This window comes from Streptomyces rectiviolaceus (assembly GCF_039533825.1).
GTDB lineage: Bacteria > Actinomycetota > Actinomycetes > Streptomycetales > Streptomycetaceae > Streptomyces > Streptomyces rectiviolaceus.
Genome location: NZ_BAAAUG010000021.1, coordinates 1 through 14,866 on the forward strand (window position 1 = coordinate 1; position 14,866 = coordinate 14,866).

Below are 14,866 nucleotides of genomic sequence, written 5' to 3' on the forward strand. Positions count from 1 at the left end.
CGCCGCCGTCCGGAAGTTGCACGACGCGCCGTTGCCGCCCCGGCCCGGCCGGGCCGGCCGGGGCCTCGACGAGTTGGCGGCGGAACTCGACGGCGAGTGCGAGTTGCTCGTGGCGAACGGGGTCCTGCCCGCCGACCTGGTCACCCGCAACCGCCAGGTCGCCGAGGCCGCGCTCCGGCCGTGGACTCCGGCGTTCACGCACGGCGACCTGCAGATCGCTCACGTGTTCGTCGACGGTGACGAGATCACGGGCATCATCGACTGGTCCGAGGCGGGCCAGGGTGATGCCCTGTACGACCTCGCCACCTTGACGCTCGGACACGAGGAGCACCTCGGCGACGTCGTCGCCGGTTATGGCACCGACGTCGACCTCGACGTGATCCGCGCGTGGTGGTCGTTGCGAAGCCTGCTGGGGGTTCGCTGGCTGGTCGAGCACGGCTTCGACCCGTCCGCGCCGGGCTGTGAGGTCGACGTACTGAGATCCCGGATGTGAGGAGCGCGGGCCCGACTGCGTACGGCGGGCCGGTGCCCAGCCAACCCCTGGGTGCAGTGGCCGAGTTCGGGCACGATGGATGTCTGAAGGAGCCCCATACGGGGCGCCCCGCGTACTTCGTCCGCTGATCGTGCCGCTAGCCTCCGTACGCATGACCGATTCTCAAATGTCCGACCGGCTCGTGGGTGAGCTCGCGAGACCGCCGGCTCGCCGCGTCTTATGGTTCGCCGCAGGCGCCACCGCGGCCTTGCTCGTCGCCGACCTCGCCACGCGCGCCTACAACCACTACGACCCCATCCCGACCGTCCGCAGGTTGGTGAACGTCGACGTCGAGGCCAACCTGGCCACCTGGTGGAACAGCACGTTGCTGCTTGCCGTGGCGGGCATGGCGCTGACGGCTGCGCTGCTCAGCGGGCGCGGCGCGCGCCCGGGGCGGCAGTCCTGGCTGGGCCTTGCCGCCGCGGCCGCACTGCTCAGCCTCGACGAGACGGTTTCGTTGCACGAGCGCCTCGGCGAGGTCGGCCGGTCGTGGAAGGAGTGGGCCGGGGGCTCGCTGCCCACGCACGCCTGGGTGTTGCCCGGTGCGGTCCTCGCGGCGGTGGGCACCCTGTGCGCCGTGCTGTGGGCGCGGAAGCTCCCGCGTGACCTGCGGGTCGGGCTCCTTGCCGCACTGGCGGTGTATCTGGGAGGGGCGCTGCTGACCGAGGGGTTGAACGGCTGGGCGCATGCGAACGGCCACAGCACCGTGCTCATGCTGGGAACGATCGTGGAGGAGGGGTTGGAGATGAGCGGCTGCCTCGTCGCCCTCGCCGTCCTAAGCCGGTACGTGGTGCTGGAGAACGACCCGGAGTCCGGGCGGGCGGTGGCCCGGCTTCGGGGCAGCTAGGCACTTGGGTCTGGAGCAGCGAGCGGACCAGAGGAAGTGGCCTCGGAAGACCAGTGCACCCATGACGCCGAAGAACAGCACGCGGTGGCCGCGGATCTCGGCGTCGACCTTGGCCTCGCCCCTGGCCTTGACCTGAAACCTCTCCTCTCCTCGCCTCTCCTTTCCCGTACAACCCTTCAGGCTCACCAGAGGTCATCTGTGAGTTCGCACGGATGTCCTGGAGGAACCGAACCCATGTCCCGCCCCCATCACAAGCGCTCCCGGCGCCCCGTCGTCCTGGGCGCCACCGCAGTCGCCGCCGCTCTGGCCGGTGGCCTGCTCATCACCCTGCCCGGCGGTGCGAGTGCCGCCGGGTCGGGTCTCGCCGATGACTTCAACGGTGACGGCTACCGCGATCTGGCGACCGGCGCCCCGGGTGCTGTCGCGGGCGGGAAGGCGAAGGCGGGCGCCGTGGTCGTCAACTACGGCTCGTCGAGCGGTATCAGCGCCGCGCGCCACAAGACCACATCGCAGAGTTCCTCCGGCGTGCCGGGCGCATCGGAGACCTCCGACCGCTTCGGCACCGAACTCGCGCACGGCGACCTCAACAACGACGGCTACGGCGATCTCGTCGTGGGCACACCGCATGAGGACGTCAGCGGCGACGCCGACGGCGGTTCGGTCACGATCCTGTGGGGCGGCTCGTCCGGCCTGTCGGGCGGCACGACGATCAGCGACCCGAACGCCTCGGGCCACGACCGGTTCGGCCAGTCCCTCGCGGTCGGCGACTTCACCGGTGACGGGAAGGACGATCTGGCGGTCGGTTCCACCGGAAAGGACGTGTGGATCTTCAAGGGCGGATTCACCAAGTCCGCGGGCGCGGCAGGGAAGCTGCGCTTCGACGCGCAGATCGAGTCCGGCGCGTACCCCAGGGGCGCCGTCCAGCTGGCCGCCGGGGACTTCGACGACGACGGGACGGACGACGTGGTGGTGGGGTCCTCCGCGGGCAACTTCGTCTACCGGGGCGCCTCGACCGGGCTCACGCTGCAGACCGAGGTGGGCGCGGGATACGCGGGCGCGCTCACCGTGGCCGACTTCGACCGTGACGGTCACGACGACCTGGTCGTCGGCACCGACTTCGTCTCCGTCACGGACCAGACGGCGCAGGGCGGCTACGCCACCGTGTTCTACGGCGGCGCGGCGGGCGTCGACACCACTCGCAGCGCCGTCTTCAGCCAGGACACCGCGGGTGTGCCGGGAGAGGACGAGTCCCACGACTCGTTCGGCGGCGCGCTCGCCGCGGGCGACGTCAACGGTGACGGCTACCCGGACCTCGCCGTCGGCGCGGTGTTCGAGGCCATCGGCTCCGCGACCGCCGCAGGCAACGTCTGGGTGCTGCGCGGCGGCGCCTCCGGCCTGACGGCGACCGGCGCCCAGTCCTTCAACCAGGGCACCCCGGGTGTCCCGGGCGCCAACGAGTCGTCGGACATGTTCGGCGACGCCATCCACCTCGCCGACCACAACAAGGACGGCCGCGCCGATCTGTCGGTGGGCGCGGGCGGCGAGAACAGCGACGACGGCGCCGTGTGGGTCCTGCGCGGCTCCACCCAAGGCGTCACGGCCACGGGCGCGGTGAGCTTCGGTGCGTCGTCCGTCGGCATCGGGAACTCGGGGGAGGACCCCATGTTCGGGGACGCCATGTCGGGCTCCTGAGCACGTAGACAGAAATTTCGCAAGGCTCCCCTGTCTGGCTGGAGGGTGCCGCTCACCCAGACCCGCGCCCGTCAAAGGTCCAGGGTGAGTCGCCCCTCCTTCGCCCGTGACACGCACACCATGAGCGTGTCGTTGCAGGCCCGCTCCTGCGCGGTGAGCACGCTGTCGCGGTGGTCGACCCTCCCGGCCACCACCTCCGTCTCGCAGGTGCCGCAGGTGCCTTCGGTGCAGGAGTAGAGGACCTCTACCCCGGCCCGCTGCAATGTGGCGAGGATGGACTGGTCGGCCGGGACCGTCAACGTACGGCCGGATCGGGCGAGTTCGACCTCGAAAGGTGTATCCCCGGCGGAGTCGGCCCGCGTCGCGATGAAACGCTCGGTGCGCAGGACCTCGGGCGGCACGATCGCCTCGACGGCGGCGAGCAGGGATTCCGGACCGCAGGCGTAGACGAGTTCACCGGGCCGCAGACCGGCCAGGTACTCCGGAAGGTCGAGCGGCCCCTCGCACAACCGGATCCGGTCGGTGGGGTGTCTGGCCGTCAACTCCTCGGTGAACGCCATCGATTGGTGGGAGCGGCCGCCGTAGTACAACGACCATTCGCCGGCGGCGGCGTTCAGCATCGGCAGGATCGGGGTGATGCCGATGCCGCCCGCCACGAACCGGTACGAGGTTGCCGCCTCAAGACGGAAGTGATTGCGCGGCCCCCGGGCATGCACCCGGGCGCCGGACCCCAAATCACCGTGCACATACGCGGATCCGCCGCGCCCCTGCCGCTGCCGCAGCACGGCGATCCGCCAGGAACGGGCGTCGCCGCCGCACAGCGAGTACTGCCGCTCAAGGTTGTCGGGCAGGACGAGATCAACATGGGCGCCTGGCTCCCACGCGGGCAGCGGCGCGCCGTCGGGGCGGCGCAGCAACAGGGAGACGACGTCGGCGGTTTCCTGGCGGCGTTCGGCGACGACGAGATCGAGCAACTCGCTCACGAGGCGTGGTCCTCCTCGGTGGTGGTGGGGTGGTCGGGGTGGGCGAGCATCCACTCCCACATCGCGACGGGATCCTGGCACGCGTGGCGCGCGCCGCAGTGGCAGGAGCCGTTGAGGAGGTCGGTGCCGGGGAGCCAGTCGACGCGGAAGACGTCGCCGCTCATCCCGCGGCCAGCTTGGCGAGGATGCGGCGGGCGGCCAGGCCGCCGGTGTCGATGTTGATGCTGAGCTCCTGGTAGCCGGCGGGCTCGGTGTTCAGGGAGCGTTGCAGCAGGTTGAGCGCGTCCACGTCCTGCATGACGACCGTGTGGTTGAAGTCCCGCAGGAAGACGGTCACTTCGTGGTCGTCGACGGCGAAGTTCCGGGAGACCGCCCAGAAGTCGTACACCTTGCCGGGTGCCGATGGCGTGATGGCGTACGTGATCTCCGTACGGAACACCGGGGAATCGGCCCCGGACGGGCTGATGCGGCTGTGCAGCAGATACAGGCAGGGCGCGTGGTACTCGATGTCCTGCAATCGCTGGATGCGGCCCTCGATCCCGGTGGAACGGGCGTAGAAGGGCGGGCACTCGGCGTCGGCCATGTGCCGCGAGACGCGTACGATCCCGGCGGCTTCGTCGACCTCGGTGGTGATCGGCGTCTCGGCGACCTCCGGGGTGCCGATGTAGCCGCCGTGCAGATACGTCTCGTGGGAGAGGTCCATCAGGTTGTCGACCAGGAGGCCGTAGTCGGCGTCGATCGGCTCCATCCCCCGCACGGTCACCCAGCCGTCCTCGGCCAGGTGCGGGGCCCGCGGGATCACGTCGGCGTCGGCGAGTTCCGGGTCACCGATCCACACCCACACCATCGCGTCGACCTCGGCGACCGGGTACGAACTCACCCGCGCTGTACGCGGAACGCGTTTCTGCCCCGGCACGTACACGCACGTCCCGGTCGTGTCGTAGGTGAACCCGTGGTATCCGCACACGACCCGGTCACCGTCGAGACCGCTCGCCGAGAGCGGGTAGCGGCGGTGCACACAGCGGTCGGCGAGGACGACCGGTTCTCCCGCCTGCGTGCGGTAGAGGGCAAGCGGTTCTCCGAGGACCGTACGACCGAGGAGTTCGCGGCCGACCTCGGAGGACCAAGCGGCGACGTACCACTGGTTGCGGGCGAAAGCGGTGTGATCGGCGGTCATGGCGGTCATGGCAGGCGTCCCTCCTGTCACTGCGCGGAGCACCGTCGCTCCGCGTCGTGGAACAGAGTGGTGACCTGACCCACACCCCCACAACGCGACTTCTGTCAGGCGGAAGCCGGAGGCCCGGACGAGACGGGTTGCCAGCCCAGGGCACGCGAGATGCCGCGTCCGGCCAGCTGGACCGCTGGAATCAGCGCGGGTGTCCGCGCCCCCGTCACCGGTACGACGACCGAGACCGCGGCGACCACGTCCCCGCGCGGTCCGCGCACCGGTGCCGCCACCGACAGCGCATCGTCGGTGATCTGACGGTCGCTCACCGCGACCCCGCCGCGCCGCACTTCGGCGAGCAACCGCCGCAGCCGATCCGGATCGGTCACCGTGTACGGCGTGAACGCGGCCAGGGTGCCTGTGGCGTACCGGTCCTGGAGGTCGAGGCCCCCATGGGCGAGCAGGACGAGTCCGACTCCGGTGGCGTGCAGTGGCCAGCGCGCGCCGACCCGCGAGTGCACGCCCACCGCGGAACGTCCGGAGAGCCGCTCGATGTAGACGACCTCCAGGCCGTCCCGCACGGCGAGATGGACGTTCTCGTGCGTGGCCTCGTACAGGTCCTCCAGGAAGGGCAGCGCCGCTTGCCGCAGCCCGAGGCCGCGCGGGGCGAGCGCGGCGATCTCCCACAGGCGCAGCCCCACGTGATACAGCCCGGCCTCGTCCCGCTCCAGGGCGCCCCACTGCGCCAGCGCGCCGACGAGCCGGTGCGCGGTGGCCAGCGGCAGGTCGGCGCGGTGCGCGAGTTGAGTGAGCGTCAGGGCGGGATGCGCCTGGTCGAAGGCGCCCAGGACGTCGAGGAGGCGGTCGACGGCGGAACGGTTCATCGGGCAGCTCTGCCGGAGGGGCAGCGGCCGCCGAGAAATCCCGGCCGGCCCGGACGTCTGTGGGTTGGGCCGACCGCCGTGCCCTCCACGGTGAGTCGGCTCATCGGAGACTCCTGACCTGGGTGTGCGCGGTTATGTGGCGGCACCGTATGGCGCGCCGACACTCTTGATCAAGTGCACGCCGCAGCAGGGGGCGGCGCACGCCGCAGCATACGAGCCCATCACACGGCGTGAGGCGGGCGGAATGGGGGAGGCGCGCCTACCAGGATCCGCCGCCTCCGCCACCGTCACCACCACCGGTTCCGCCACCCCCGCCGCTGTCGGAAGAGCCGCCCCCGCCGGATGACGATCCGCCGCCGCTCCCTCCCGACGACGGGCTGGACGCGGTGCGGTCCGCGGTACCGGTCATCGTGAGGGCGTACAGGTGCAGCCGCTGCTGGTCATCGGCGTCGGCCGCGGCGCCGGCGACGGCAGCTGCGCGGAGGGACTGCTCGGCCACCGCCGTCCAGGCCGCGGTCTCGCCCAGCGCGACGGACCACGCCGTGTACGTGTCGGTGTCCTGCGGGGCGGGAAGCCGGCCGTCCGGCTCGGCGAGGTAGCGGCGGAACGCCTCGGTCCGCAGCCACAGTTGGGCGCCGCGCGGAGTCCGTCGCCGCAGCTCCCAGCCGCGCAGAAGCAGGGTCGCACCGGCTGCGGCCACCGCGGAGCCCACCAGCACCGGGGTGTGCCAGGCCGAGTCCGGATCGCTCACGTCCGCGGAACCCAGACAGAGCACCGTCACGCCGGCGCCCACCGCGACCCCGCCGACCACCAAGGCAGTCAGCCACAGCGTGCGCGCGTACGGCATCCACAGGCCGTCGCCGCCGCCGCGGTGCCAGTCGCGCAGTCGTTCGCCGAGCAGCCGCCAGCCGGCGGAGAAGCCCTTGCGGTACTGGCCGAGCCGGATCTTCTGACCGCGCTTGAAGATCGTCCGCAGGACCTCCCCGGTCAGCGGGTCGGCGCCACGATCCGGTACCCGCTCGGGCAGGCGGAGCAGCGGCTTGCTCTTCTTCCCCGAGAGCTCCAGGTGCCCGGTGGCCATGGCGTACATGAGAACGGCCGTCCGGTGCTCGGCCCGCACCCGGTCCGCGAGAAGGATGCCGCCGTGGGCCGGGGTCAGCCCTTCGGGCGGCGTCGGCGAGGGCTCCAGAGCGGCGGCGAGCCGACCGAGGTCACGGCGCAGCCGACCGTCGGCCGACTTCACCGGACTACGGCCAACGAGCCGGATCAGCCAGGTGACCAGCATCGCCGCACCGAGCGACGCACCGGTGGCGAGGGTCCAGCCGGACCAGACCGAGTCGCCGTCCGGCGCGGCTGTGAAGGTCTTCGACGGCTGCGGCAGCGTCTCCGTCCCGCCCGCGAGGGCCTCGCCCTTGCCCGCGTAGACCGTCATGCCCTGACCGGGCTCCAGCCCCTCGGCGGCCACGTCGACACGACCGTCGGAGGGCTGCTCGATGCGCGCGCACGGGCGGTCATCGCCTTGATCGCCCCACACGCAGCGCGGCTGCGTCAGACCGTGCGGTGCCGTGAGGTGCGCCTCGGCGCGTCCGATCGGCACCTCCCAGTCGTTGCCGACGGCATCCCAGCCGAAGCCGTCCTCGTCGATGACACCAGGCAGCGTGTACGCGATCTCGTACCGGTGCCGACCCGTCACCGTGTCCGCCGGGTCACCGACGACCACCCGGGTCCCGTCAGGAACGTCCGCGGCGCGGAAGTCCACCGGCCGCCCATCCATCGTGACCTGGACGTCCTCCGGGCTGCCGGTCTCGGTTCTGGTCACCTTGCGCCAGATCCCGTGCCGCTCCTCGCCCGCGAAGTCGTAGTCGATCGTCTCGGTCACTCGCAGACCGCCGTCCCCCTGGACTTCCGCCCCGGCCCGCAACGTATGGATCCGCTCTCCGGGACGGCCCAGCCACGCGGTGAGCAGCGCGACCAGCCCCACCACGGCGCCACACCGAGCAGCAGCAGAGAATCCCGCCGCCGGCGCTCCCAGATAGCTCGCGTCCTCATGCCGCCCCCCACTGTGCCGCTCCCCGAGATCAGGAGGCCGCCGCGCCCGCACGGCACGCTGTCGTCCTGCTGATACCGGTCAGGCTATCCGCGCCCCTGCAGCGAACTTCCGTGCGGGGCACAGCATCCGCACCCTGGCAGGCAGCCAACATGGGGCAGGGGACGTGGAGTCGGAGTGTTCCGGACGGGCCAGGCAAGACGAGCGCACCGCGCGCGGGGCAAGCCGAGATGCGCGCGATCTACGCTGTCGCGGGAGGCCAATCGGGCAAGCGGCGGCGCGCGGGGGCAACGGGTGGAGTGGGAGCTGGGGGTGGCCGGCCTTGCGGTCGGGATGCTGATAGCCGTGGTGACCGCGCCGGTCGGTGTGTCCGGGGCGGTGTTCCTACTGCCGGTGCAGCTCAGTGTCTTCGCCGTGCCCAACCCGGCCGTCACGCCCACGAACCTGCTCTACAACGTGGTGGCGGGGCCTGGTGCCCTGCTGCGATACCGACGCGACGGCGCCCTGACCGGACCGCTCGTACGCCTCCTTGTGCTGGGCACCCTGCCCGGCGTGGTCCTCGGAGCCGTCATCCGCGTGTTCGCCCTCCCGGGCCCGAACGTCTTCCGCCTCCTGATCGCCGCTCTGATGCTGCCGCTCGGCACCTGGCTCATCGTTCGGACCCTCCGTCCTGTGCCCCCGGAGGTCCGACGCCCTGAGCCTGCACGCCGTACGGTCACCGGCCTGGCGCTCGCGGTCGGAGTCGTCGGCGGCATCTACGGCATCGGCGGCGGCTCGATCCTCGGCCCCGTCCTCGTCGGGCGCGGCGTTCCTGTCGCCAAGGTTGCCCCGGCCGCGCTCGCCTCCACCTTCGCCACCTCTGTTGTCGGGGCCTCCACCTACGCTCTCCTGTCCCTGACCCACAAGGGCAGCATCGCCCCCGACTGGTTCCTGGGCCTGGCCTGCGGCATAGGCGGGCTCATCGGCGGTTACCTCGGCGCCCGCTTCCAGCCGCGCATGCCCGAGACCTTCCTCCGGCTCCTCCTCGGCACCTTGGCCACCACACTCGGCACCCTGTACGCGATCAACGCACTGCGCTGACCTGCTCGATCAAACCCCATGCCCGCAACAGATCCATTTCCCGCGCGCGTTGCAGAAAGACGTCCAGGCGGCCTGCGCTTCAGCGTTGCAGAGAGGCAGGTGTGCGCCCGATGAAGTCCCGTGCGGTACGAGTGAGGTGGGCCTGGTCGGCGAAGCCTGCGGTGGCTGCGGCCAGGGCGGCAGTCGAATCCGGCAGGTCGCCGATCGCGGTGCGGAGCCGACCCCATCGGCGCAGGCGGGTCAGCGCGATGCCCACGTCCTGGCGGACCAGGGCGCGCAGCCGCGGGGCCGACAGGCCGACCTCGGTGGAGATGGAGGTGATGGGCAGGTCGGGATCGCGCGACGTGCACAGGTCGACGGCGTGGGCGACTCTCGGATCGAGCGGGGAGGGGCGCCCGGTGAGTGCCCGCAACTCGGTGTATCCGGCGGTCAGATCCACGCCGGCGCCGGCGCCGGGGCCGTCGGAGTCGGTGGTGCCGAGCGCGGCGAGCAGGCGGCGGACCTCGCCGGCATCGAGCCGTATCGGCTCCGGGCAGGAGGGCAGTAGCCATGGGTCGATGAACAGGGCGAGGTAGGGCGAGGTTGCCGCACAGCTGTGGGCCAGCTGGGGCGGAACGATCAGTCCGGGCGCCGCCACCATGGGCCGTCCCGGCTGGAGGAGTTGGGCGTGGCCGCCGATCGGCAGCACGGCTTTCCACGCGGGCAGCCGGTGGTGGGCGACGCGGAACGGGCGGGACTCGGCGAACATCGTCGCCTCGGGGCTGGAGGCGAAGACGATGCGGCGATCGTTTTGTTCAAGTGCCCAGGCGCGAGGTGAACGGATCATCGTGCCATGCACGCTATCGCTGCCGTCGCCTTGGCGGTGTTCCTGGTCGTCACGGGGGTCATGCACTTTCTGGCCCCCGGCTACTTCCGCACGCTGGTGCCCGCATGGCTCGGCCGGGAGCGGCTACTGGTAGCCGTCAGTGGGGCGGTGGAGGTCGTGGTGGGTGCCCTGGTGTTGGTTCCGTGCAGCAGACCGGCCGGGGGCTGGGCCGCCGCCGTCCTGATCACCTGTTACCTGGTGTCCCACGTGGACGCGCTGCGACGCGCGCGGCCGGACCGTCCCCGGCTGCTGGAGCGGCCGGCCGGCGCGGTGGCCCGGCTGGTGGTGAACGTCCTGTACATCGCCTGGGCGGTTGCGGTGGCCACGTCCGCGGCCTGACGCCAATGCGCGGCGAACGATTGTCCGAGGTGGCCGAAGGCCGCGGCGTCCGGCGGCACGGGCGCGGTGGTCGGCGCAGGGCTGACCGGCGTGGAAACCGGAAACCGCCTCGGAACTGGCAGAAAGCTACCCCGAGCTGCAAGTCGGGCTGTTCACCCGTGCCGATGACGTGGGGACCGGGCTTGCGCCGCGAGCCCGGCCCCACCTGCGGCGCACGCTCGACCGGCTGGGCGTCACGGTTCGACGCCACCCTGCGCTCGGTCTCGCACCCTGAGGTGTACGCCGTGGGCGACGCGGCTGCCGGGGTGTCGACGGAGAGGACACCGAGCCGCATGTCCTGCCCAGCAGATCGTCGGGTATGCCCGGCGCACCGGAGTCAGCAGCCGCCGCAGTTGTAGTAGAGGACGTCCCAGTGATTGCCCTCGTCGGCGTAGATGTTGCCGGAGCCGGACTTGTACTGCGGGGCGCCGTCGCCGCGCGGGCCGATGTAGGTGAAGGTGTTCTTGACGTAGCTCGTCACGCAGGTGTTCTTGCCGTAGTCGAGCTTGTATCCGTTCCAGTGCGAGTACGTACCGCTCGCGTGGCCGGTCTCGGTGCCACCCGTGATGTTGAGGGCGCACCCACTGGCGCGCTTGAGGGTCTGAGCCCCTTGTGCGCTGGCGAGATTGAGCTGCTCGAAGGACGTACACGTCGGTCTGTTGCGGTCCGAGCAGCCGCCGGAGGACGACCAGGTGACGCCGGCGTCACGGAACATCGAGGTTGCGGTGGCATGGCTGATCTTGGTGGCGGCGAAGGCGTCGGTGGCTGTGGTGAGAACGCCGAAGCCGGGGGCGATCAGGGCGCCGGTGGTGAGCGCGAGCGCGGTGAACGCGGAGCGGATGCGCATACGGGTTCCTTCCTCCTGGTGACCGTGCTGACGGTGAGACAGCTGTGGTGCAGGTGGAGCAAGGAGATCGTGCCCGGATCCACGCGTCAGAGCCAGAGGACAAAGCGGAAGGATGGACGGGTTCCTGCGAACACCGTGACAGTGCCCGGCACTTTGGGGAGCTCGAGGACGAGCAGCGCACCGATATCGATCGATCCGCGCGGCGCCATGAGGGCTGCCTCCCGGCGCATCGAAGCGCCCGACGGGGGCCGCCGCGGGCCGGTTCAGGATGAAGCCGTGGAGTTTCCGAAGGCCGCGGCAGCCAGACGGGGGCGGCTCACCTTGCTGAACCTGCCGGACGCGCCCAACGACCATGCGCGCCGCGGAGTTTCAGACGCACGCCCCTGACACCGCTCCTGCGGGCGCCTGGCCGCGCGGTCCGGGAGTGGCTCCCGGCTCCCGCGCGACCCGGCACGCAGCGTTCAGTACTGCTGGGTCTCGACGAAACCGGCGTCCGCGTCGTCTGCGGAGGTGTAGGTGTCGACAGCGGCGATGGGGTCGAATCCGGGCGGGCTGTCCCTGAGCGTGAGGCCCATGCCGTGCAGCTTCGCCTTGATCTCGTCGATCGACTTCGCACCGAAGTTGCGGATGTCGAGCAGGTCCGCCTCGGAGCGGGACACGAGCTCCCCCACGGAGTGGATGCCCTCGCGCTTGAGGCAGTTGTACGACCGGACGGTGAGGTCCAGGTCCTCGATGGGCAGTACCAGGTCGGCGGCGAGAGCGGCGTCGGTGGGGGAGGGGCCCATGTCGATGCCCTCGGCCTCGGTGTTGAGCTCACGGGCCAGACCGAAGAGCTCGACCAGGGTCTTACCGGCGGACGCCATGGCGTCACGCGGCCGCATGGCCTGCTTGGTCTCGACGTCGACGATCAGCTTGTCGAAGTCGGTGCGCTGCTCGACACGGGTCGCCTCGACCTTGTACGTGACCTTGAGGACCGGCGAGTAGATGGAGTCGACCGGGATGCGCCCGATCTCCTGGCCGACCTGCTTGTTCTGGACGGCGGAGACGTAGCCGCGACCGCGCTCGACGGTCAGCTCCATCTCCAGCTTGCCCTTGCCGTTGAGCGTGGCGAGGACCAGGTCGGGGTTGTGCACCTCGACACCGGCCGGCGGCGCGATGTCCGCGGCGGTGACGAGGCCCGGGCCCTGCTTGCGCAGGTACATCACGACGGGCTCGTCCTGCTCGCTGCTGACGACCAGCTGCTTGATGTTGAGGATGAGGTCGGTGACGTCTTCCTTGACGCCCGGCACGGTGGTGAACTCGTGCAGGACACCGTCGATGCGGATGGACGTGACAGCCGCACCCGGGATCGAGGAGAGAAGGGTCCGACGCAGAGAGTTGCCGAGGGTGTAGCCGAAGCCCGGCTCCAGCGGCTCGATCACGAACCGGGAGCGGAATTCGTCGACGACCTCTTCGGTCAACGAGGGACGCTGAGCAATCAGCATGAAGTAGTGCCTCCAGTGGTCGGCGCCCGCTATTTGACGCCGTAGACACTGTGAAGGGTAACGGGCCGGACAGCCTCACCTGGCGGTCTGGGCTCGGAACTCGCGACAGGGAGCACATTTCAGAACGGTCGGCGGACGCCCGGCAGGCGGCGAGTGCGGCGTCGGTGGGGGCGAGGCCCAGGCCTCACGCCCAGCGACGCCAACGAAAGCGGGGACGTGGTGGAAGCCTGCCACGACCGCTGGAGAGCCCTTGCCTGAAGCATCCGCCGGTCGGGCGCATGCGTCTCTCACCTCCCTCAGATCACCCCGATGACCAGGTCGAAGGGGGGGAGCAGCCGCTAGAGGCGCGGGCCACTATCGGCGACTCAGCCGTCACGGAGGCTGCCGTGTCTGCGCGCGGGCGTGTCCTGGTCGTGATCCTGGTGCTGTCCGTGGTCGCGGTTGCCGAGTGCCTTCTATCGGTGCTTCGAGATCGCTCACGTCACCACCTCACTGCCGGAGTCGTCTGGGGCGGCAGAGGCCCCTGCGCTGGTGAGGGCGAGTACCGCGTCGAGAAGTGCGGGGAGCTGGTCGAGGGGTCCGGACAGCAGGAACAACCAGGCGAAGATGGGGCCGACCAGCAGGGCGTTGAGGATGGCCGGGTCGGGGCGGGTGGTGAGCTCCCCGCGTGCGACCGCGCGGTCCAGGATCTCGGTGAGGGTCCGGCGCTGGGCGCCGAGGTACTTCGCGTCGAACCGGTTGAGTAGGGCGGAGTCGGCGTGGATATCGGCCAGCAGGCCGGGAATCGTCCCCGGCGGTGGGGAGGTCATGCTGTCCGCGATCTCGGCGAGCACGGCGGCAAGGTCGGCGCGGAGCGATCCGTGGTCGGGTGCCACGGCCAGGAACTGGCCCGGGGTGAGGACGTCAAAGATCATTTCTTGCTTGGTGGCGTGGCGCCGGTAGATCGCCGCCTTGCCCACGCCGGCACGCGCTGCCACCTCGCACATCGTGAGGTGCGCGTACCCCACCTCGGTCAGCAGCTCCAGCACGGCGGAGGCGATGGCGCCATCGACACGACTGTCCCGGGGGCGACCGCCCTGGCTTCGGGGTTGATTTCGAGCAGACATGGATGCATCATACGGAACCAGGAGTATCGAAACTGACAGTTCCGTAACTGGTCGTTCGGCGATCCTCGGCCCGGTCGCCGACTGGCCGCATCATGCGGCGCGCAGTCCTCAGGAGCGGCCCGTCCGCCCCGCCCCAAGCGGGCGGCGGGCACCAGGTCGGAAGGAATGACAGATGCGAATCCCGAAAGCCGCCCACACCGCACAGCCGTGGCGGATCCACGAGTTCACCCACGACTTCCGGATCGAGGACGTGTGGTCCTTCCGCGCCCCCGGTGCCGGGCGCGACGACTTTCCCGTGATGCTCGACGCGCTCAAGGCGGCCTACGACACTCGCAAGGAGCCCGCCGCGGTCCGGTTCCTGTTCTCGGTGCGATGGAAGCTCGGTGGCCTGCTCGGCTGGGAGAATCCCCGGGCGGGTCTGGGGAGGCGGGTTGCCTCGCTGCGCGACCGCCTCCCGCGTGACCTCGCCCGGACCGCGAAGGACGCCACCCCCTGCACCGACCCGTTCGCCGAGGTGTACCTGCTCGACGACGAGGCCGCGCGCGAACTGGCCAACAAGACCGTCCACGACATCATGCACCTGGGCTGGGTACCGACCGACGACGGCGGATACGAACTGCACATGGCGGCCCTGGTCAAACCCAACGGGCTGTTCGGACGGCTCTACATGGCCTTCATCGCACCGTTCCGCTACCTGCTCATCTACCCGGCACTGACCCGTCAATGGGAACAGGCCTGGCAAGACCGCACGCGCCTGCTCGCCAAGACGGACCCCGCCGACTGACACCCCTGCCCCTCAAGGGGCAGAAGGAGCTGTGCCCGTCCTGAGCTTGTCCCTTGGCTCAGGGTTGCCATTGGTTCAGGGTTGCCATGCCCGAGCGTCCCGCCTGCGGGGGAGTGGCTCCCGGAGGCAGCCAGGGAGCGAGCACTCGTGCTGCTCGCCTACCCTGTTGGTC

At 70.6% G+C, this 14,866-nt stretch carries 15 protein-coding genes; 6 read left to right on the forward strand and 9 right to left on the reverse strand.

Annotated features, from left to right (window positions below):
* From ABD378_RS05325 to ABD378_RS05335, 3 genes are all read left to right on the forward strand, one after another.
* On the forward strand, positions 1–493 hold a 493-nt coding region (locus tag ABD378_RS05325), incomplete at its 5' end, for an aminoglycoside phosphotransferase family protein (protein ID WP_344519231.1).
* A 151-nt stretch (positions 494–644) separates the two neighbouring features.
* On the forward strand, positions 645–1,379 hold the full coding sequence (locus ABD378_RS05330) for a hypothetical protein (RefSeq protein ID WP_344519232.1): 735 nt from the start codon (positions 645–647) through the stop codon (positions 1,377–1,379).
* A 234-nt stretch (positions 1,380–1,613) separates the two neighbouring features.
* Positions 1,614–3,071 carry an FG-GAP-like repeat-containing protein gene (locus ABD378_RS05335; protein ID WP_344519233.1) on the forward strand — a complete coding sequence of 486 codons (1,458 nt, stop codon included), beginning with the start codon at positions 1,614–1,616 and terminating at the stop codon, positions 3,069–3,071.
* A gap of 71 nt (positions 3,072–3,142) precedes the next feature.
* On the opposite strand, the gene ABD378_RS05340 is transcribed toward ABD378_RS05335, so the two are convergent.
* From ABD378_RS05340 to ABD378_RS05360, 5 genes are all read right to left on the reverse strand, one after another.
* Positions 3,143–4,054 carry a PDR/VanB family oxidoreductase gene (locus ABD378_RS05340; protein ID WP_344519234.1) on the reverse strand — a complete coding sequence of 304 codons (912 nt, stop codon included), beginning with the start codon at positions 4,052–4,054 and terminating at the stop codon, positions 3,143–3,145.
* The gene (locus tag ABD378_RS05345; protein WP_344519235.1) at positions 4,051–4,218 is read right to left on the reverse strand and encodes a hypothetical protein; all 168 of its coding nucleotides are present in this window, start codon (positions 4,216–4,218) and stop codon (positions 4,051–4,053) included. The genes ABD378_RS05340 and ABD378_RS05345 overlap by 4 nt, the downstream gene beginning before the upstream one ends.
* Positions 4,215–5,240: an aromatic ring-hydroxylating dioxygenase subunit alpha gene (locus ABD378_RS05350; protein WP_344519236.1), complete on the reverse strand. Its 1,026-nt coding sequence runs from the start codon at positions 5,238–5,240 to the stop codon at positions 4,215–4,217. The genes ABD378_RS05345 and ABD378_RS05350 overlap by 4 nt, the downstream gene beginning before the upstream one ends.
* Before the next feature lie 95 nt (positions 5,241–5,335).
* The gene (locus tag ABD378_RS05355) at positions 5,336–6,103 is read right to left on the reverse strand and encodes an IclR family transcriptional regulator (protein WP_344519237.1); all 768 of its coding nucleotides are present in this window, start codon (positions 6,101–6,103) and stop codon (positions 5,336–5,338) included.
* Between the two features lie 259 nt (positions 6,104–6,362).
* Positions 6,363–8,087, reverse strand: a complete 1,725-nt coding sequence (locus tag ABD378_RS05360) for a DUF2207 domain-containing protein (RefSeq protein ID WP_344519238.1) — start codon at positions 8,085–8,087, stop codon at positions 6,363–6,365.
* A 396-nt stretch (positions 8,088–8,483) separates the two neighbouring features.
* On the opposite strand from ABD378_RS05360, the gene ABD378_RS05365 reads away from it, so the two are divergent.
* Positions 8,484–9,230 carry a TSUP family transporter gene (locus ABD378_RS05365; RefSeq protein ID WP_386546520.1) on the forward strand — a complete coding sequence of 249 codons (747 nt, stop codon included), beginning with the start codon at positions 8,484–8,486 and terminating at the stop codon, positions 9,228–9,230.
* Between the two features lie 79 nt (positions 9,231–9,309).
* Here the strand turns inward: ABD378_RS05365 and ABD378_RS05370 are convergent, their stop codons facing one another.
* Entirely contained in the window at positions 9,310–10,056 is a 747-nt protein-coding gene (locus ABD378_RS05370) for a helix-turn-helix domain-containing protein (RefSeq protein WP_344519240.1), read from the reverse strand.
* Positions 10,057–10,062: 6 nt separating this feature from the next.
* On the opposite strand from ABD378_RS05370, the gene ABD378_RS05375 reads away from it, so the two are divergent.
* On the forward strand, positions 10,063–10,434 hold the full coding sequence (locus ABD378_RS05375; protein WP_344519241.1) for a hypothetical protein: 372 nt from the start codon (positions 10,063–10,065) through the stop codon (positions 10,432–10,434).
* A 376-nt stretch (positions 10,435–10,810) separates the two neighbouring features.
* On the opposite strand, the gene ABD378_RS05380 is transcribed toward ABD378_RS05375, so the two are convergent.
* The 3 genes from ABD378_RS05380 to ABD378_RS05390 all read right to left on the reverse strand — a co-directional run bounded on the left by ABD378_RS05380 (position 10,811) and on the right by ABD378_RS05390 (position 13,910).
* Complete coding sequence (locus ABD378_RS05380) at positions 10,811–11,320, reverse strand: hypothetical protein (protein ID WP_344519242.1); 510 nt, start codon at positions 11,318–11,320, stop codon at positions 10,811–10,813.
* A 461-nt stretch (positions 11,321–11,781) separates the two neighbouring features.
* On the reverse strand, positions 11,782–12,804 hold the full coding sequence (locus ABD378_RS05385; RefSeq protein ID WP_344519243.1) for a DNA-directed RNA polymerase subunit alpha: 1,023 nt from the start codon (positions 12,802–12,804) through the stop codon (positions 11,782–11,784).
* A 476-nt stretch (positions 12,805–13,280) separates the two neighbouring features.
* Entirely contained in the window at positions 13,281–13,910 is a 630-nt protein-coding gene (locus ABD378_RS05390; protein ID WP_344519244.1) for a TetR/AcrR family transcriptional regulator, read from the reverse strand.
* Positions 13,911–14,082: 172 nt separating this feature from the next.
* Between ABD378_RS05390 and ABD378_RS05395 the strand changes: the two genes are divergently transcribed.
* Entirely contained in the window at positions 14,083–14,694 is a 612-nt protein-coding gene (locus ABD378_RS05395) for a DUF2867 domain-containing protein (protein ID WP_344519245.1), read from the forward strand.
* Positions 14,695–14,866: the final 172 nt, after the last annotated feature.